General features: G+C 69.8%; 16 protein-coding genes. 13 read left to right on the forward strand and 3 right to left on the reverse strand.

The window, feature by feature from the left end; translation table 11 throughout:
• Positions 1-158 precede the first annotated feature (158 nt).
• Positions 159-1,073 carry a DNA recombination protein RmuC gene (gene rmuC / locus L3Q65_RS29405; protein WP_237597192.1) on the forward strand — a complete coding sequence of 305 codons (915 nt, stop codon included), beginning with the start codon at positions 159-161 and terminating at the stop codon, positions 1,071-1,073.
• A gap of 1,255 nt (positions 1,074-2,328) precedes the next feature.
• Positions 2,329-3,234, forward strand: a complete 906-nt coding sequence (locus L3Q65_RS29410) for a DUF6542 domain-containing protein (protein WP_182889951.1) — start codon at positions 2,329-2,331, stop codon at positions 3,232-3,234.
• A gap of 298 nt (positions 3,235-3,532) precedes the next feature.
• Here L3Q65_RS29410 and L3Q65_RS29415 read toward each other — a convergent pair whose 3' ends face one another.
• Complete coding sequence (locus tag L3Q65_RS29415) at positions 3,533-4,543, reverse strand: 4-hydroxy-3-methylbut-2-enyl diphosphate reductase (RefSeq protein WP_182889950.1); 1,011 nt, start codon at positions 4,541-4,543, stop codon at positions 3,533-3,535.
• A gap of 150 nt (positions 4,544-4,693) precedes the next feature.
• Here L3Q65_RS29415 and L3Q65_RS29420 point away from each other — a divergent pair, with 150 nt between their 5' ends.
• From L3Q65_RS29420 to L3Q65_RS29450, 7 genes are all read left to right on the forward strand, one after another.
• The gene (locus L3Q65_RS29420; RefSeq protein WP_182889949.1) at positions 4,694-5,326 is read left to right on the forward strand and encodes a lipid droplet-associated protein; all 633 of its coding nucleotides are present in this window, start codon (positions 4,694-4,696) and stop codon (positions 5,324-5,326) included.
• Positions 5,323-6,588, forward strand: coding sequence for an exodeoxyribonuclease VII large subunit (gene xseA / locus L3Q65_RS29425; protein ID WP_237597193.1), 1,266 nt, complete (start codon positions 5,323-5,325; stop codon positions 6,586-6,588). Before L3Q65_RS29420 ends, xseA begins: the two co-directional genes overlap by 4 nt.
• Positions 6,588-6,977 carry a hypothetical protein gene (locus L3Q65_RS29430; protein ID WP_182890252.1) on the forward strand — a complete coding sequence of 130 codons (390 nt, stop codon included), beginning with the start codon at positions 6,588-6,590 and terminating at the stop codon, positions 6,975-6,977. Before xseA ends, L3Q65_RS29430 begins: the two co-directional genes overlap by 1 nt.
• Positions 6,978-7,131: 154 nt before the next feature.
• Positions 7,132-7,365: a hypothetical protein gene (locus tag L3Q65_RS29435; RefSeq protein WP_237597194.1), complete on the forward strand. Its 234-nt coding sequence runs from the start codon at positions 7,132-7,134 to the stop codon at positions 7,363-7,365.
• A 70-nt stretch (positions 7,366-7,435) separates the two neighbouring features.
• Entirely contained in the window at positions 7,436-7,657 is a 222-nt protein-coding gene (locus tag L3Q65_RS29440; RefSeq protein WP_182889946.1) for an exodeoxyribonuclease VII small subunit, read from the forward strand.
• Positions 7,658-7,746: 89 nt separating this feature from the next.
• Complete coding sequence (glpX, locus tag L3Q65_RS29445) at positions 7,747-8,805, forward strand: class II fructose-bisphosphatase (protein ID WP_043828132.1); 1,059 nt, start codon at positions 7,747-7,749, stop codon at positions 8,803-8,805.
• 19 nt (positions 8,806-8,824) lie between these two features.
• Complete coding sequence (locus tag L3Q65_RS29450) at positions 8,825-9,577, forward strand: trypsin-like serine protease (protein WP_237597195.1); 753 nt, start codon at positions 8,825-8,827, stop codon at positions 9,575-9,577.
• 1 nt (position 9,578) lies between these two features.
• Here the strand turns inward: L3Q65_RS29450 and L3Q65_RS29455 are convergent, their stop codons facing one another.
• Positions 9,579-10,550 carry an NAD(P)/FAD-dependent oxidoreductase gene (locus L3Q65_RS29455; protein ID WP_182889944.1) on the reverse strand — a complete coding sequence of 324 codons (972 nt, stop codon included), beginning with the start codon at positions 10,548-10,550 and terminating at the stop codon, positions 9,579-9,581.
• A 112-nt stretch (positions 10,551-10,662) separates the two neighbouring features.
• Between L3Q65_RS29455 and L3Q65_RS29460 the strand changes: the two genes are divergently transcribed.
• A complete protein-coding gene (locus L3Q65_RS29460; protein WP_237597196.1) occupies positions 10,663-12,060 on the forward strand; it encodes a class II fumarate hydratase in 1,398 nt (465 codons plus the stop codon).
• A 3-nt stretch (positions 12,061-12,063) separates the two neighbouring features.
• Here the strand turns inward: L3Q65_RS29460 and L3Q65_RS29465 are convergent, their stop codons facing one another.
• Positions 12,064-12,963: a DMT family transporter gene (locus L3Q65_RS29465; RefSeq protein ID WP_237597197.1), complete on the reverse strand. Its 900-nt coding sequence runs from the start codon at positions 12,961-12,963 to the stop codon at positions 12,064-12,066.
• An 88-nt stretch (positions 12,964-13,051) separates the two neighbouring features.
• On the opposite strand from L3Q65_RS29465, the gene L3Q65_RS29470 reads away from it, so the two are divergent.
• The 3 genes from L3Q65_RS29470 (at position 13,052) to L3Q65_RS29480 (ending at position 17,869) form a co-directional block, all read left to right on the forward strand.
• Positions 13,052-14,413 (forward strand): PLP-dependent aminotransferase family protein, encoded by a 1,362-nt coding sequence (locus L3Q65_RS29470; protein ID WP_237597198.1) that lies wholly within the window; start codon positions 13,052-13,054, stop codon positions 14,411-14,413.
• Between the two features lie 90 nt (positions 14,414-14,503).
• Positions 14,504-16,183: a PstS family phosphate ABC transporter substrate-binding protein gene (locus L3Q65_RS29475; protein ID WP_182889941.1), complete on the forward strand. Its 1,680-nt coding sequence runs from the start codon at positions 14,504-14,506 to the stop codon at positions 16,181-16,183.
• Positions 16,184-16,252: 69 nt separating this feature from the next.
• A complete protein-coding gene (locus tag L3Q65_RS29480) occupies positions 16,253-17,869 on the forward strand; it encodes an ATP-dependent DNA ligase (protein WP_237597199.1) in 1,617 nt (538 codons plus the stop codon).
• Positions 17,870-18,010 lie beyond the last annotated feature (141 nt).

The following is an 18,010-nucleotide window of genomic DNA, read 5'->3' on the forward strand; positions in this document are numbered from 1 at the left end:
GAAGCCGATCAGGTCCACTGCGGACACGCCCAGCCTCGAATTTGGAAAGTCGCAGGTCAGCTACGCAGCGCGACCGCGGGTGCCGGTTTTTGTCGGTGGGGTCCGCCATGATGTCTCGCGTCCGGACACCCGCCGGACCCGACGGAGAGGAGGACCGGGTGGAGACGGTGATCACCACCGCGGCCGTCGTGCTCGCGCTGCTCCTGTGCGTCGCGGTTGTCGCGCTGTGGCGGCTGTACAACGACGGAATGCGCCGCGCCGACGCGGCCGCGCGGCTCGTGGCGGCGGAGCGCGCGAAAGGCGACCAGCAGCAGCTCGCATTGCGCCGGTACGAGGTCGCGTTCGCGTCGATCCACGGCCGCGGCGAACTCGGCGAACAGGTGCTTGTGGAAACCGCGCGCGCACTCGGACTGCGGGAGGGACTGCACTTCACCCTGCAGACCGATTTGGGCGGCGGCGGAAGCGCGAAGCCCGACCTGGTGCTGAATGTCGGCGGCGGCCGGGCGGTGCCGGTCGACGCGAAGGCGAGCATGGCCATCTGGGCGGAGGCGGTCGAGACCGACGATCCGGAAGAACGGCTCGACGCGCTGCGCGTCCACGTCCGGCAGCTGCGCTCCCGCGCGGCGGAGCTGGCGGGCAAGGGCTACCAGCGCTGGGCGGACGCGATCTACGGAACCATCATGTTCGTTCCGTCCGACGCGGCCGTGGTCGCCGCGCTCGACACCGACCCCGAACTGCTGCGCTGGCTGATCGACCGCCGCGTCTTCCTGTGCGGCCCCACGGGATTCGGGGTGCTCGCGTCGGCAGCGCTGTTCGCTGCCAGCGACCGGGCTCTCGTCGAAGACGTCGAGCAAGTGCGCGAGGGCGCCGCCGCCGCGCACCGAGCCGCGGGCAATGCAGTGGAGGCGCTGAACCTGTCCTCCACGCACCTGCAGCGCTTCGTCTCGGCCCGCCGCCGGGAACTTGAGGCACTGGAGTCGTTCCGTGCGACGGTCGCGCCGCTCACCGACGCGTCAGGCAGTCCGGCGCCGGTGCCGCAGCTTCGGAAGGGAGACGAGGTGGCAGCTGGTTGAGGTCGCGGCGCGATGGCCGCGGGCTCGACAGTCGCGATCGGATGATCGACGGCATCCTCGTGCGGGACGGGTCTGGAACGTGGCTTGTTGCCGCCGGGACTACGGCCCTTGCGATCACCGGAAGTGGGCTGATGCTTGAGGCCTGACAGCGCTGTTGGGTGGGGCGAGGTTTCGGATAGCCAGTCTGGCGACGCGACGTCCGCGCCTTCAGTGGGCGCAGGCGCGGTGGCACAGGTTGGCGGCAGGAGACTGGGTCCCCGGTCCGGCAGCGCGATCCTAGGCGGGCCCGGTCCGGCGCAACGAGCCCTGCGGCGCGGTCTGGCGCAACGAGCCCTGCGGCGCGGTCTGGCGGAGCAAGCCAAGACGGCGCGGGCGGTCGGCCGTGGGCCTCGGTGGTGCGATCCGGCGGGCAAGGGTGGTGCTCTCGACGCGGAGCGCCATCCGGCGGGCGAGGGTGGTGCTCTCGACGCGGAGCGCGCGATCCGATGGGCGAGCTTCGACGATGCGAGCGGGTTCGGCGCAGTCTGGCGGGCGTGAGCTTGGCTGCGGGACCCGCCGGGCGTCCTGGCGCGCTCTGGTTCGGACGCCCTGCGGTCTAGCGTGGAGAGCGCGGTCTCGCTCGGACGTTGCCGTGAGCGGTGATGTGGCGAGTGCCCGCGGCCAACTGAGCGCCGTCCCGGTGAGCGGTGATCCGTGAACATGTGTCGGGCGGTCAAGGCGATGCTGCGGTCCGCGCGGTCGTGGCCTGCCGATGCCGAGAGCGTCCGGCCGCGGCTCTCGGCCGGGTGCGGCGGCGCAGGTCGGACGGGACAGGCACCGAAGTCCGGATTGCCCGGAACGAACGGCGAAGTCCAGGTTGGACACTGCCTCCGGAGCGAGCGAAAGGGCATGGTTCCGACGTCGCGCGGGCAGGATCCGGACGCTCAGGCGGCTCACGGGAACGTCAATTCCCGGTCAAGTTCCAGAACGGCGAATGTTCCGGAACAGGACCGGTGGCGCCGCCGTCGCGGGCGGCGGCTGGTGGCATAGCCTGGGGTCAGCGCAGGGCCGGGAAACGGGCAGCTGGACCATACCGTCGGTATCACCGCTGGTCAGAGGTCTGGTCCACTGGTTCCCCGTCCGGCGGAGCGGTGCGGGCAGGCCGTACCGCGGGTACCGCTCGACCGTACGAAATGTCATGCGGTCGAGTGGCTGCTTCATGCTGTCCTCGGCAGTGCCAACAAGATCGTGACAAGTACGGGCTACGGTGTGCCTCGTGACCGCGATACGCGATCGCCAGAGCGATCCCGATGCCGATGACGCCCCCGTGCCGTGGGACGAGCGTCTCGTCGTCGGCACGAGGCGCGGCCTGCCCTGGTGGGCGGCTGTGCTCGTGGGCTTCGGCTTGGCAGTGCTCGGCGCCATCATCGACGAGAAGTCCACCGGCAGCCTCGGTTTTGTTTTCAAGGCGGGCTACTTCCTCGGGGCCGTGATCGCGGTCGGCGCGGTGCAAAGACGCGGGCTGTTCGGTCCGATGGTGCAGCCGCCGCTGGTGCTCGCCGTCACCGTGCCGGGTGTGGTGCTGCTGACCGGCGGGGGTCCGGAAGCCAGCGACACTCTGTCGAAGCTGCTCAACATCGGGACGCCGCTGATCAAGGGCTTCCCGACAATGGCGGTCACCACCGGTGTCACGCTGCTGTTCGGCTTCTTCCGCATCTACCGCGAACGCGACCCGGACGCGCCGGTCAAGATCAAGGACGGCAAGCTTCCGCGCACTCGGGACGAGGACGACGACAAGGCCGCCAACCGTCCGCGCTCGCGGCCGCCCGCCGGTCGTGCTGGCCAGTCTGGTCAAACGCCGCCTCCGGGCAACCGGCGCCGTCCGCCGCGGGATCGGGATCTCGACGCTCCGCCGCCGCGACGGCCGCGGCCGCCTGGTGAGCCGGGTGCCCGTCCGCGGCGCGAGCCGATGGACCCGAACGCTCCGCGAGGCGGCCGCAAGCCGCCGCCGGAGGGGCGTCGTCCGCGGCCGCCGGAGGGCGACCCTCGCCGTCGCGATCCGCGGGGTGACGCACCGCCGCCGCGTCGTCGGCCACGTGGGGACGAGCCGCCGCCTGGGCGTCCGCGGCCGCCTCGCCGGGAACCGCCGCGCCGTCAGCGTCCTTGGGAAGACGAGGGCTGACCGAGCGCGTCGTAACTGGACGACAAGGCGAGGACTGACCGAGCCCCCAAGTCCAGGCAACGCAAGGCAAACGAGAAAGGCCGCCGATCCCCGCGCTGGGGGTCGGCGGCCTTTTCGTTGCGGCTAAAGGGATTGTCCCGAGCCGTGGCTCAGCACGAAATACGGCACAGCAGTCAAGCCCGTCGAGTGCGGATCAGTTCTCACGACTCCGCGATACAGGCGGCGCGCTCCAGACACCTCGCCCAATACCGCAAGGCACCTAACGAAAGTCCGCGGCAAGGCAAGCGGCAACCAAGCCTCAGGACTCCGACTTAGCAGCCTTCCGAAGCTCCTTGGGCAACGCGAACGCGATCTTCTCGTTCGCCGTGGTCACCTCGTCCACCTGTCCGTACCCGCGCTCGGCGAGCCACTTCAGCAGGTCCATCACCAACACGTCCGGCACCGAGGCCCCCGACGTGACCCCGACCGTCGACACGCCTTCCAGCCACGCCTCGTCGACCTCCGAAGCGAAGTCGATCAGATGCGAAGCCGACGCGCCGGCCTTCAGCGCGACCTCCACCAGCCGCTTCGAGTTCGACGAGTTCTTCGAGCCGACGACCAGCACCAGATCGCATTCCGGGGCCATCGCCTTGACCGCGACCTGACGGTTGGTGGTGGCGTAACAAATGTCGTCGCTGGGCGGGTCGGCCAAGGTCGGGAAGCGGTCGCGCAGCTGGTCGACGCGCTCCATCGTCTCGTCCACCGACAGCGTGGTCTGCGACAGCCAGATCACCTTCGACGGATCGCGCACGTCGACCTTGTCGACATCCTCGGGCTTGTCGACCAGCTGCACCTTGTCCGGTGCCTCGCCAGCCGTGCCCTCGACCTCCTCGTGGCCTTCGTGACCGATGAGGAGGATGTCGTAGTCGTCCTTGGCGAAGCGGTTGACCTCTTTGTGGACCTTGGTGACGAGCGGGCAGGTCGCGTCGATGGTGCGCAGGTTCCGCTCGGCGGCCTCGGCGTGCACCGCCGGCGAGACGCCGTGCGCGGAGAACACCACGAGCGCGCCCTCGGGCACCTCGGACGTCTCGTCGACGAAAATCACGCCGCGTTCGCGCAGGGTCTCGACGACGTGCCGGTTGTGCACGATTTCCTTGCGCACGTACACCGGCGGCCCGTACAGCTCGAGCGCCTTCTCGACGGCGACGACCGCGCGGTCAACGCCTGCGCAATACCCGCGCGGCTTCGCGAGCAGCACGCGTTTGGCGGCGCCGGACCGGGAAATCGTCGGGGTACCGGCGGGTTCGGTTCCGGGACTCGCAGAAGTCATGCCTCCAGGGTACGGGCAGTGCCGATCCGGGGTTGAAGTCCTCGTTCGGATGATGGCGGCGGCCATTCAGGCTGTGCCGGGCGTCACGTCCGGCGCCTCTGGCCACCCGTTCGGTTGGGCAGAACAGCGCTGATGCGGCACGCTGGACCCATGAAGCCACTCCCGCTCCCCCTCCGGGTCGCCGCGGGCCTCGCCGTCACCACCGCCGAGCGGGTTCGTGAGCTCCCGAAGCAGCTCACCGGCCTGCCGGTCACCGTTGTCAGCCAGGTGCTGCAGCTGTCCATGCGCGTCCAGCAGCAGGTCACCGAGCTGGCCATCAAGGGCGACGACGCGCTGTCGATGCTGCGCCCGGTCGAAGACACGCCCAGCTGGGCCACGTTCGACGAGGACGCCGAACCCGAGTTCGCCCCGTCCCGGCCCACGCTCGTGCCGGTCGACGACCTGCCCGAGCCGCGTACCAACGGCCACCGGACGCAACCACCGGACCTCGCCGCGGAAACCATCGACGATCCGTGGGTCGAGGAGACCCGTGCGCTCGCCGAGGAGCACCCCGAGGGCGAGAACGACAGCTCCGGCCCGGCCGGGCTCGGCAATTACGACGAGCTGACCCTGCCGCAGCTGCGCGCCCGGCTGCGCCGGCTGACCGTGCCGCAGCTGGAAGAACTGCTGGAGTACGAGAAGGCCAACGCCGACCGCGCGTCGTTCGTCGGCATGCTCGCGCGGCGGATCGGCAACGCGCGCAAGGCGGAGGAACAGCCGGGCGACCCCGCGGAAGGCCAGTGAGCAACGACCCCGCCACCAGCGCGGAGAACCCGTGGCCGGTCCGCACCGTCGCGCGCAAGATCGGCGACTGGGTCCACCGGCTCGGCGACGTCTGGGTCGAAGGCCAGGTCACGCAGATGAACGCGCGGCCCGGCACGCAGACCGCGTTCCTGACCCTGCGCGACCCGTCCGCGGACGTCTCGATGTCCGTGACCTGTCCGATGTGGCTGGTGCGTGAACTGCCGACGCCGCTGCGCGAAGGCGACCGCGTAGTCATCCATGCCAAGCCGTCGTTCTTCTTCGGCCGTGGCACGCTGAGCCTGCGCGCGGACCAGATCCGCGCGGTCGGCATCGGCGAACTGCTCGCGCGGATCGAACGGCTGCGCAAGCTGCTGGCCGCCGAAGGCATGTTCGCCCGCGAACGGAAGCGGCCGATTCCCTTTCTGCCCAAGGGAATCGGACTGATCACCGGACGCGCGTCGGCGGCTGAGCGGGACGTGCTGGCGAACGCGCAAGCACGCTGGCCGCACGTGTTGTTCAAGGTGCTGAACACCGCCGTGCAGGGTTCGCAGGCGGTCCCGCAAATCCTTCGCGCACTGTCCATTTTGGACAAAGACCCGGACGTCGACGTGATCGTCATCGCCCGCGGCGGCGGCAGCGTCGAGGACCTGCTGCCGTTCTCCGACGAAGCGCTGTGCCGGGCGGTCGCGGCCGCGGGCACGCCGATCGTCAGCGCGATCGGGCACGAGCCGGACACTCCGCTGCTCGACCACGTCGCCGACCTGCGCTGCTCCACTCCGACCGACGCGAGCAAGCGCATCGTGCCGGACGTCCGCGAGGAGACCGCGCGGGTGCGGCAGATGCGCGACCGCGGCCGTCGCGCACTGCACGGCTGGGTCGACCGGGAGACGCGGCTGCTGACCCAGCTGCGCAGCCGTCCGTCGCTCGCCGATCCGCTGGGCCCGATCGAACGCCGCCTCAGCGACGTCGAGATGCACCGCGAACGCGGCCGTCGCGCGATGCTCAGCCTGCTCGCCAAGGATCAGGCCGAAGTCGCGAACGCGCGGGGCAAGCTGGCCGCGCTCGGCCCGGCGGCCACGATGGAGCGCGGATACGCCGTCGTCCAGTTCACGGATTCCACAGGCAACCTCCACGTGCTCCGCTCCGTCTCCCAGATCGAGGACGGAGCGCAGTTGCGCGTACGGGTCGCCGACGGGGCGGTCCACGCGGTGGCCGAGTCCGTCGAGCCGACGACACCCGCACCGGAAGGAGACCGGCCGTGATGCACCGGGCCCCGGCGTTCCTCCCGCTCACGGTGGACGCCGCCGCTCGGCTCAACGCCGGTCTCCTCCTGCGGCAGGCCCTGGTCACCGACCGGGCCGCCGACGAATGCTGGACGGCCCTGCTCGCCGGCTGCGGTACCGCGGCCAGGCGCGGGCTGGCACCGCAGCTCAGGCGGCTGTCCGAGGCGACGTCCGAGCACGTCGGCGTCCGGTGGTGGTTCGCCGAAGGGACCGGGCATCGGCGACGCGTGGCGAGCGCGCAGGAAAACCTCGAGGACGCCATCGCGGACGGTGACGGGCAGGAGTTCGCACTGGCTTTCGTCGGATACGACCATGCGATGGCCAGCGCGGTGGTCGCTTGCCCGCGGCGAGCGCGTTCACCTCGTTAGCGGCTGCTCGATCGGGATCCAGCGGCAGGTCACCCGATGTAACAGCTGACTGATCAACACGTCTATTCGCTCATTCACGACGAAGAGAGCGGGACAGGACGATGACAGCCGACCCGGGCACAGATCCGCAACCAGTTTCGGTGAAGGCGCGCAAGTGACCCTCGTAGACGAGACTGGCCGAGTCGTAGCCACCACCGCTTTGCATCGCAGCGGAGGTGCGTCCGACATCGTCGACGGCGTCTGGGTGCGGACCTTCACCTTCGAATTCACCGATGTCCCCAGCGCCGAGCGTTACGGCGTGCATTTCGGCAACGACCACCGCGGCACGATGTGGAAGGACGCGGATGACGCCAAGCGCAACGGCTGGCAGCTGAGTCTCGGAGACTGACCCTCCCCGGAATGTCGGCCGAACGCGGTAGTCTGCGCCGACAGCCCCGTGCACCACAAGGTCGGAGAACGTGAGCGAAGCAGACACCGCCGGACTCGGTTACGAGCAAGCCCGCGATCAGCTCGTCGAGGTGGTGAAGGAGCTGGAAGCCGGCGGGCTTTCCCTGGAGCAGTCGCTTGAGCTCTGGGAGAAGGGCGAGCAGCTCGCCAAGGTGTGCGAACGGCATCTGGAAGGCGCCCGCGAGCGGATCGAGGCCGCGCTGGCCTCGGTGGAGACCGACGACGCAGAGTGACGTGCACCATGCGTGGCTGAATCGGTCAGGTGGTTCCGGGATCTGACAGACTGGGCACCCGCTGACGAACCGTGTTCCGGGAGGCCACCATGACCACCGCCAGTGACCGCAGCCGACGCGAAGCGCCTGATCGCAACCTCGCCATGGAACTGGTGCGGGTGACCGAGGCAGCCGCGATGGCCGCCGGCCGCTGGGTCGGCCGAGGCGACAAGATCGGCGGCGACGGGGCGGCCGTCGACGCGATGCGCCAGCTCGTCTCCACCGTCTCGATGCGCGGCGTCGTCGTCATCGGCGAGGGCGAGAAGGACGAAGCGCCGATGCTGTTCAACGGCGAAGAGGTCGGCAACGGCGACGGCCCGGACTGCGACGTCGCGGTCGACCCGGTCGACGGCACCACGCTCATGGCGAAGGGCATGCCGAACGCGCTGGCCGTGCTCGCGGTCGCCGAGCGCGGCGCGATGTTCGACCCGTCCGCGGTGTTCTACATGGAGAAGCTGGCCGTCGGCCCGGACGCGGCGGGCAAGGTGGACATCTCCGCCCCGGTCGCGGAGAACATCCGGCGGGTGGCGAAGGCGAAGAACTCCAGCGTCAGCGACGTGACGGTCTGCATCCTCGACCGGCCGCGGCATGAACAGCTGGTCAAAGAGGTCCGCGAGGCGGGAGCCCGGATCCGGTTCATTTCGGACGGCGACGTCGCCGGCGCGATCGCCGCGGCCCGGCCGACCACCGGCGTCGACATGCTGCTCGGCATCGGCGGCACGCCCGAGGGCATCATCGCCGCGTGCGCGATGAAGTGCCTCGGCGGCGAACTGCAGGGCAGGCTGTGGCCGAAGGACGACGCGGAGCGCGAGAAGGCGCTCGCCGCGGGCCACGACCTTGACCGGATCCTGCTCAACGACGACCTGGTCACCGGCGACAACGTGTTCTTCTGCGCGACCGGCGTCACCGACGGCGACCTGCTGCGCGGCGTCCACTATCGGGCGGGCGGCGCGACGACGCAGTCGATCGTCATGCGGTCCAAGTCGGGGACGGTCAGAATGATCGACGGCTACCACCGGCTCGAGAAGCTGCGGGCGTACTCGTCCGTCAACTTCGACGGCAACCTCGACCTCGACGAGGACGAGCGCGCGGTGCCTCCGCTGCCCTGATCTGCCAAGGAGTTTCCCGGTGCCGAAACGGCTGTTCGCGCTGGTGCTGACTGTCCTCACCGGAGTCGTGCTCAGCGCGGGCACCGCTTCGGCGGGCTCTTCGATCGTCGGCGGGACCGATGCGGACCAGCCGTACCCGTTCGCGGTGTCCCTGCACACCTCGGGCGGCGCGCTGTTCTGCGGCGGCTCGCTGATCACGCCGACTTGGGTGGTCACCGCGGCGCACTGCCTGTCCGCGAAGGACCCGGCGACGATCGGGTTGCGCGTCGGCAGCAACGACGCGGACGAGGGCGGGGAAACTCCGAAAGCGGCGGAATTCGTGCTGCACCCGCATTTCAACGCCGAAACGCAAACCGGCGACGTCGGCCTGATCCGGCTGACCGCGCCGGTGAAGGCCGCGCCGATCGCGATCGGCGGTTCGGCGTCGCCGGGCACGGCGGTCCGGGTGATCGGCTGGGGCCAGACGTGCGCGACGCCGAACTGCGGCCCGGTCTCGAAGACGCTGCGCCAGCTCGACACACACCTGGTGCCGGGCGCGAAATGCCCGGCGACGTTCGACGGAACCTCCGAGCTGTGCACGGAAAGCCCCGGCGGATCCGGTTCGTGCTACGGCGATTCCGGCGGTCCGGAACTGATCCGCGACGGCGACCGGTGGCTGCTGGCCGGCATGGTCAGCCGCCCGGGCAACCGCTCGTCGACGTGCGGATCGGCTCCGTCGATCGCGACCTCGGCGGTGGCGTATCAGCCTTGGCTCGCGGAGAAAACCGGCTGATTCACTCGACGTTGCTCGAATGCCCGGGGAACAAATGCGCCTCGGGATTCAACGCCACCGCGATATTGTTCACCGCCGTAGCCGCCTCCCCGAATCCCGTCGCGATCAGCTTCACCTTCCCCGGATACGCCGCCACGTCGCCCGCCGCGTAAACGCGGGGCCGGGCCGTCGCCATCGTCGAGTCCACCGCAATCGCGCGGTGATCGATTTCCAGTCCCCAGCTTTCGATCGGCCCCAAATCCGCGGTGAACCCCAACGCCGCGACCACAGCGTCCGCGCGCAGCTGCTCGTCCGCGCCGCCCTTCACCGTCACGTCGACCGCAGCCAGCGAACCGTCCGGGGCTTCGACAAACCGGGCCACCTCAGCGTCCGTGACCAGCCGCACGCCCAGCTCCCGCACCTGCCGCACGATCGATTCCGCGGCCCGGAACTTCGCGCGGCGGTGCACGAGCGTCACGCTCGCCGCGACCGGATGCAGCGCCAGGCACCAGTCGAACGCCGAATCCCCGCCGCCGACCACGACGACGTGCTGTCCGGCGTGGGCAGCGAGCGTCGGGACGAAATGGACCATCCCGCGGCCTAGCCAGCCGTCTCCGGCGGGCAGCGGACGGGGCGTGAACTCGCCGATTCCCGCCGTGATCAGGACCGCGCCCGCGCGCAGGACGTCGCCGCCGTCGAGGGTCAGTTCGAGACCGCCGTCGACGCTCTCCAGCTTCTCCGCCTTGCGGCCGAGCAGGTAGTCCGGCTTCCACGGCGCGGCCTGGTCCACCAGTCCCTGCACGAGATCCCGGCCGCGGACCGCGGGGAACCCGCCGACGTCGTAGATCATCTTCTCCGGATACATCGCGGTGACCTGGCCGCCCGGTTCGGGCAGTGAATCGACTACGGCCATCGACAGGCCGCGGAATCCCGCGTAGTAGGCGGCGAAGAGGCCGGTGGGACCGGCTCCGATGACGACGAGGTCGTAATCCATGAGGCTCGCTCCATGCCAGTGGTGGGTGGCGGTGATCGAGAACACAACCGAGCGTACCGGGGTGGGCGACAACACCCGGCCGGTTGCGCGAAACGGGGCCAGAATCGGGGGTATGGCTGAACAGGAATACCGGATCGAACACGACACGATGGGTGAGGTCCGCGTCCCGGTCGACGCGCTCTACCGCGCGCAGACCCAGCGTGCCGTCGAGAACTTCCCCATCTCCGGCCGCGGTCTCGAGCGCGCCCAGATCCGCGCGCTGGGCCTGTTGAAGGCCGCCGCCGCCCGCGTGAACGCGCGCCTCGGCGTCCTGGACGCCGACGTCGCCGACGCGATCGCGAAGGCCGCGGACGAGGTCGCCGAGGGCAAGCACGACGCGCACTTCCCGATCGACGTCTTCCAGACCGGCTCGGGCACGTCGTCCAACATGAACGCGAACGAGGTCATCGCGACGCTGGCCACTCGCGCGCTCGGCCGCGACGTGCACCCGAACGACCACGTCAACGCCTCGCAGTCGTCCAACGACACGTTCCCGACGACGATCCACGTCGCCGCCACCGAGGCCGTCCTCACCGACGTCGTCCCGGCGCTTGAGCACCTCGCCGGCGCGATCGAGGCGCGCGCGCAGGACTGGCAGGACGTCGTCAAGTCCGGCCGCACGCACCTGATGGACGCCGTGCCGATCACGCTCGGCCAGGAGGCGGGCGCGTGGGCCGCGCAGATCCGGTTCGGCATCGAGCGGCTGCAGTCCGGTCTGCCGAGGCTGGGCGAACTGCCGATCGGCGGCACCGCGGTCGGCTCCGGCCTGAACGCGCCCGACGGCTTCGGCGCGGCTGTGTCGGCCGAATTGGCGCAGATCACTGGGTTGCCGCTCACCGAGGCACGCAACCACTTCGAGGCGCAGGCGACGCAGGACAGCGTGGTCGAAACGTCCGGGCACTTGCGTACGGTCGCGGTGTCGCTGAACAAGATCGCGAACGACCTGCGCTGGCTGGGTTCCGGCCCGCGCACCGGCTTGGCCGAGCTGGCGCTGCCGGACCTCCAGCCGGGTTCGTCGATCATGCCGGGCAAGGTCAACCCGGTCATCCCGGAGGCGACGCTGCAGGTCGTCGCGCAGGTCGTCGGCAACGACGCGGCGGTCGCGTTCGCCGGTGCGGCGGGCAACTTCCAGCTCAACGTGAACCTGCCGGTCATCGCGCGCAACGTGCTCGAGTCGGCGCGGCTGCTCGCTGCTGTCTCGCGGTTGCTGGCGGACAAGGTGTTCGCCGGGGTCACCGCGAACGTCGAGCGCGCGCGGCAGTACGCCGAGGGGTCGCCGTCGATCGTCACGCCGCTCAACAAGTACATCGGCTACGAGGAAGCGGCCGCGGTGGCGAAGCAGGCGCTCAAGGAGCTCAAGACGATTCGCGAGGTCGTGCTGGAGCGCGGGTACGTCCGCGACGGCAAGCTCACCGAAGCGCAGCTGGACGAGGCACTCGACGTGCTGCGGATGGCGCGCGGCGGCAAGTAGCGTTCAGCCAGTCGCAGCGGCTCGTTCGGACAATTCCGGGCGAGCCGCTTCGCGTTTCCACAGTCCACATGCGACTCCCGCGGCGACCAGGGTGACGCCGGCCAGATCCTTCAGCTCGAACTGCTGCGCACCAATCAACACCGCGACCGCCAGTCCGGATACCGGCATCAGCCCGATCAACACGCCCGCCCGGTCCGCGCCCAAGTCGACGACACAGCTGTACCAGAGCACGAAAGCCACTGCGGTCACCACGACCGCCAGCAACAGCAACGCGACGAGTTCGCGCGCGTCCGGCCACCGCCAGGCTCCCGCCGGATCGACCACCGTCCCGACCACGGAACCGCTTGCCGCAGCCGTGAAACAGCCCCACGTCGAGGTCGCCAACGGCCCGAGCCGGCGCAGCAATCCCACCGCGAGCAGGGTGAACGACGCCTCGCACAACATCGCCAGCGCAGCCAGCAGCAGTCCTGGCGCGGAAGCGGATCCGCCGCCGGACAGCACCACGATGCCGAGCCCGGCGAGCACCGACCCGAGAACCGGAGCAGCGGACGGACGGCGACCGTCGAGCAGCGGGGCGAGCAACGCGAGCACGAGCGGACTGGCCCCCAGAAACGCCGCTACCGCACTGGGTTCCGCGTAGCGCTGCGCCAGCAGCAGACAGGCCTGGAACCCGATCATCCCGGTCGCGGCGAGGCCGAGCAGGGTCGGCAGATCGCCCAGTTTCGGCCGCGGCAGCGGACTGCGCGTGACCTTCGCCCAGCCCAGCAGCAGAAGGCCGCCGAGCGCGTACCGCAACGCCTGCCCGGTGATCACCGGATATCCGTCCAGCATGCCGGTGACCGGCACCGATCCGCCGACCAGCACCGCGCCGGCCACCCCTGAAAGCACCATCGACCGTTTCACGCCGCTCAGTCTTCAGCGGCGAGTGGTCTATTCAGAAGGACCACTCCACCCTGGTCTAATTGGACCACTTCGCCGTACTGTCGTGCCCGTGGAAACCATCCGCGAGTTGCTCCTGCCCGCCGCCACCGGAGGACGCCGGGGCCGCTCCGTCGAAGCCGCGTTGCGCGACGCGATCCGCACCGGACGGCTGGCGGTCGGCACCCGGCTGCCGTCGAGCCGCGATCTCGCGCGCCAGCTCGGGGTCGCTCGCGGCACCGTCACCGCCTTGTACGAGCAGCTCACCGCAGAGGGCTACCTGCTGAGCAAGCACGGGTCGGGCACTCGCGTCGCGCCGATCGACGGTGCTGCGCCGAATCCCCGGGTCAGTGCGGCGAAACAGCCGACCTGGGAGTTCGACCTGCGTCCCGGACTGCCCGCGTTGTCGGCGTTCCCCCGGGCCGAATGGCTTGCCGCCGAACGAGAAGCCCTGAACGCGACGCCCGACCTCGGTCTCGGCTACCCGGACCCGACCGGCCATCCGGCCTTGCGTGCGGAACTGGCCGCCTACCTCGGACGCGTCCGGGCGTTGCCGACGAATCCGGACGACATCGTGATCACCAGCGGAGCCGCGGAAGCGTTGTCGTTGCTGGCCGACGCCTTGCCGGACCAGCGCATCGCCGTCGAAGACCCGAGCCACCACGGCCAAGCGAACCTGCTGCGCGACCACGGACTCGCCCCAGTCGGAATCCCGGTCGACGACAAGGGCATCAACGCCGATGCACTGTCCACTTCAGACTGTTCCGTTGTGTTGGTGACCGCTGCGCACCAGTTCCCGCTCGGCGTCGCGTTGCATCCGGAACGCCGTCGGCAGCTGCTGTCCTGGGCGGCGGAAACCGGCGGGCTGATCCTCGAAGACGACTACGACGCCGAGCATCGCTACGACCGTCCCGCGCTGGGCGCGATGCGCGCGCTCGCACCGGACCACGTCGCGTACATCGGCAGCGTCAGCAAAGTACTCGCGCCAGCGCTGCGGATCGGCTGGCTCATTCCGCCGCGACGATTGCGCGACGCCGTGGCCCGGGTCAAGGAAATGCACGACCTCGGCTGTCCGCCGCTCCCGCAAGCCGCGCTCGCGCACCTGATCGCCACCGGCGGTTACGACCGGCATCTGCGCCGCACTCGACGGCTGTATCGCGCTCGTCGTGACGCGCTTATCGACGCCCTGACCCAACGTCTTCCACAGTGGCAGCCGGTCGGGATCGCCGCCGGACTGCACCTGGTCGTCCGGCTCCCGGACGGCACTGACGACGTGCGGCTGCAGGAAAAACTCGCCGCGGCGGGCGTGCACGCCCCGGCCTTGTCGACTTATTCCCATACCTCCTCCGGATATCCGGGCCTCGTGCTCGGGTACGCCGCACTTCCGCCGGACCGGCTCCGCGCCGCCGTCGAGCGGATCGCGTCGGCCGGTTGAACCGCTGGTGAACACCTGGTGCACCGGGGAGGGGTCCCTCGGCTGACGCTTAGGGTTGGCCTTCTCGGGAGCGGCAAGGGGGAGGCGACCGTGAGCTTCGGGGAGATCGTGCGAACACTCGCCGACGTGCTCACGTCCAGCCGCGGCATGGTGCCCATCGCCGTCGTCGCGGGCGCGACAATCCTCGCCCCGATCATCGACCGTTACGTCGTCCGCCGCAGGCGCGTGATCTACCGGGAGCTCTACAACTCCAAGATCGGCCTCAACCCGGTCACGCTCAGCGACTCGCACAACGGCGCGGTGCAAGCGGATCCGGAACTCGTGCGCACCGTGCAGCTGCTGGAACCGCTCAGCGTGGTCGTGATCCGCATACGCAACACCGGCAGCTTCGACATCGGCCCCGACGACTGGGAACACCCGCTGCAGTTCACCTTCGGCAGGCGGGTGGTGTGGGACGCGCGCGTGTCCGACGCCAAGGACGGGTTGCGCGAGGTGGTCCGGAACGGACTTGAATTCTTTACTCATGATCAGCCTACGCCGGAAAACGGAACCGCGCGACTGTCCGGCGTGCGAGCGTTGCTGCCGCAGCGGCTGACCGCGCTGCTGCGGCAATCCGACACACCGGCCGCCGCGGCACCGCAATGGCACGGCGTCCGCCTTGAACAGCTTTCGCTGAAGCGACGGGAAAAGTTCAAACTCGTCGTCGTGCTGCGCGAGCCGGACGACTGGCGCGGCGGGCCGTTGTCCAAGGAACTGGACGTCACCGGACGACTGAGCGGCGGGCGGATCAAGGACGAACGCAAACAGCGCTGGCTGTCGTGGCCGGTGGTCACGGGAGCGATCGGAGTACTGCTGACCGGGGCGTTGCTGAGCATGCTCCTGGTCGCCGTATCGCGCGGCTCCGAACCCGGCTGCGGCACCGGATCCCTTGCGGTGCACGGATCCAGTGCGTTCGCGCGGATCATGAACAGCGTCGCTGCCGAGTACCAGAAGCTGTGTCCCGGTGCGACGATCACGACCCAAGCGGACGGAAGCGTGTCCGCAGTGCGCGAACTGGGGCCGTTGCCCGCGGAACAAAAGGACAGCATGGCAGTGCTTTCCGACGGTAAAGCTTCCGACGCCGGGCCGGATCTGGTCACACAACCGGTCGCGGTGCTCGTATACAGCTTGGCAGTGAACAAAGCCGTCGGCGTCGACCGGTTGAGCGGCGAGCAAGTCCGCGGCATCTTCAGCGGGAAGTACACCGACTGGGCGCAACTGCGCGAGGGTCCGTCGATCCCGATTCGGGTCGTCGGACGCGGGCAGGAATCGGGGACGCGCAAGACTTTCGAGGAGAAGGTGCTGGGCGCGGCCGAGCCGGGACTGTCTTCAGACGACTGCCGGACGCCGACCCGCGACCCGCACGCCACAGTGGTGCGCTGCGAACGCGGCAAGACCGACGAACTGCTGCGCGCCGTCGGCGACACCCCCGGAGCGATCGGCTACGCGGACGTGCCCGCGGCCAAGATCGCCGCGGTGCAAGGCCGGGTCGCGATGGCGAAGCTCGACGACCGCTATCCCGATGTGACCAGCATCGACGCCGGCTATCGCTTCTGGACGGTGGAGTACCTCTACACCAAGGGCGTGCCGGAGAACGATTCGCTGCTGAAGCAGTTCATCGACTACCTGCGCAGCAGCACGGCGCGGGCGGAACTGCAGGACGCAGGGTACACGCCGTGTGTGACAAAACAGGGGCTGCTGGACCAGTACTGCACTCGTCCGGATGCCTGACCAGCTCTTTTTCACCCGGTCGAGGCTGGGGCGGGGGTTTTTGTCGGTGGCGGGGGCGATGATGGCCGGGTGTTGTTCACCGACCTCGTCACCGCCTCCGCCGAACTGGCGGCCACGCGGTCACGGAAAACGAAAATCGCCGTGCTGGCCACCGTGCTGCGTGCGGCCGAACCCGGCGAACTGCCCGCGGTGATCGCGTATCTCACCGGGCAGACCGCGCAGGACCGGCTCGGAGCCGGCTGGCGCACGCTCGCCGACCTCGCCGTCGAACCCGCGGCTGCCCCTGCCGTCTCGGTGGCGGAGGTCGACGTCGCGCTCACGGAGGTCGCGGCCGCGGCGGGTGCGGGTTCGGTGAAGCGACGAGCGGAGGCGCTCGCCGCGTTGTTCTCCCGGCTGACCCGTGCCGAGCAGGAGTTCGTGTTCCGGCTCGTCACCGAGGAGCTGCGGCAGGGTGCGCTGGAAGGCGTGATGGTCGACGCGGTCGCGGCGGCGGCCGAGGTGGAAGTCGACCAGGTGCGGCGCGCGTTCATGCTGTCCGGGCGATTGCCGGTCACCGGACAGGCGGCGTTGACCGGGGGCGCGGCGGCGCTCGCGGAATTCGGACTGGAGCTGGGCCGTCCGGTGCGGCCGATGCTCGCGTCGCCGGCGGAATCGCTGGAGGAAGCGGTGACAGAGCACGGGAACGCGATCGTCGAGTACAAAATGGACGGTGCGCGGATCCAAGTGCACCGCCACGATGCGGAAGTGCACGTGTACACGCGCACGCTGCGGGAAATCACCGGCAGCGTAGGCGAATTGGTCGAACTGGTGCGGGCGCTGCCGTGCGAATCGGTGGTGCTGGACGGCGAAACGCTCGCGCTCACCGACGAAGGGCGGCCGCGGCCGTTCCAGGAGACGATGAGCCGGTTCGGCAGCACGCGGGACGAACAGGTGCGGGCGTTGCTGCTGCGGCCGTACTTCTTCGACTGCCTGCACCTGGACGGGGTCGATCTGCTCGACGCGCCGTTGTCCGAACGCAACGAGGCGCTGCGCCGGGTGGCGGGCGAGCACGTGATCCCCGGTTCGATCCGGCCGGAATCGCCCGCGGCGGTGCTCGACGCGGCGATGGACGCCGGGCACGAGGGCGTGATGGTGAAGGACCTCGACTCGATCTACGCGGCCGGGCGGCGCGGGCGCGCGTGGCTCAAGGTGAAACCGGTGCACACCATCGATCTGGTGGTGCTGGCGGCGGAATGGGGACACGGGCGGCGCACCGGGAAATTATCGAACCTGCACCTCGGCGCGCGCGATCCGGACGGCGGGCCGCCGATCATGGTGGGCAAGACGTTCAAGGGCCTCACCGACGAGTTGCTGGCCTGGCAGACCGAGCGGTTCCAGGAGATCGAGACGCATCGCGACCGGTGGGCCGTCCACGTGCGACCGGAGACGGTGGTCGAGATCGAGCTGGACGGGGCGCAGGTCAGCACGCGGTATCCGGGCGGGCTGGCGCTGCGGTTCGCGCGAGTGGTGCGGTACCGGCCGGACAAGGATCCCGGCGAGGCCGACACCATCGACACCGTCCGGGGGCTGCTGCGCGGCAGCCGTCCGGCGGAGCGCACCGCGGCCGAGGGTTCCGCCGCGCAACCCGCTCCCCCGGCGTGGACCGGTCCGGAAGATCAGCCCGGTTCCGAGGAGGAGTCCGGATGACGCTCGCCGGGCATCGCCCCAGGATGAGTGGGCACATTACGGACATCGGGCAGCTTTCCCCGCTGTACTCGGGAAAACGCCCGACGAAAGTCGATGTCGCACCCGTGGCCGCGTACCCGAGAGTGGGGGCACTGGCCTGCG

Source organism: Amycolatopsis sp. FU40 (assembly GCF_021903635.1).
GTDB classification, from domain to species: domain Bacteria; phylum Actinomycetota; class Actinomycetes; order Mycobacteriales; family Pseudonocardiaceae; genus Amycolatopsis; species Amycolatopsis dendrobii.

What these genes read in the sequence shown, in the direction of transcription:
- L3Q65_RS29415 (WP_182889950.1), bottom strand. Translation starts at nt 4,543, where the DNA reads ATGACTTCTGCGAGTCCCGGAACCGAACCCGCCGGTACCCCGACGATT.
- L3Q65_RS29420 (WP_182889949.1), top strand. Translation starts at nt 4,694, where the DNA reads ATGAAGCCACTCCCGCTCCCCCTCCGGGTCGCCGCGGGCCTCGCCGTC.
- L3Q65_RS29430 (WP_182890252.1), top strand. Translation starts at nt 6,588, where the DNA reads ATGCACCGGGCCCCGGCGTTCCTCCCGCTCACGGTGGACGCCGCCGCT.
- glpX (WP_043828132.1), top strand. Translation starts at nt 7,747, where the DNA reads ATGACCACCGCCAGTGACCGCAGCCGACGCGAAGCGCCTGATCGCAAC.
- L3Q65_RS29455 (WP_182889944.1), bottom strand. Translation starts at nt 10,550, where the DNA reads ATGGATTACGACCTCGTCGTCATCGGAGCCGGTCCCACCGGCCTCTTC.
- L3Q65_RS29460 (WP_237597196.1), top strand. Translation starts at nt 10,663, where the DNA reads ATGGCTGAACAGGAATACCGGATCGAACACGACACGATGGGTGAGGTC.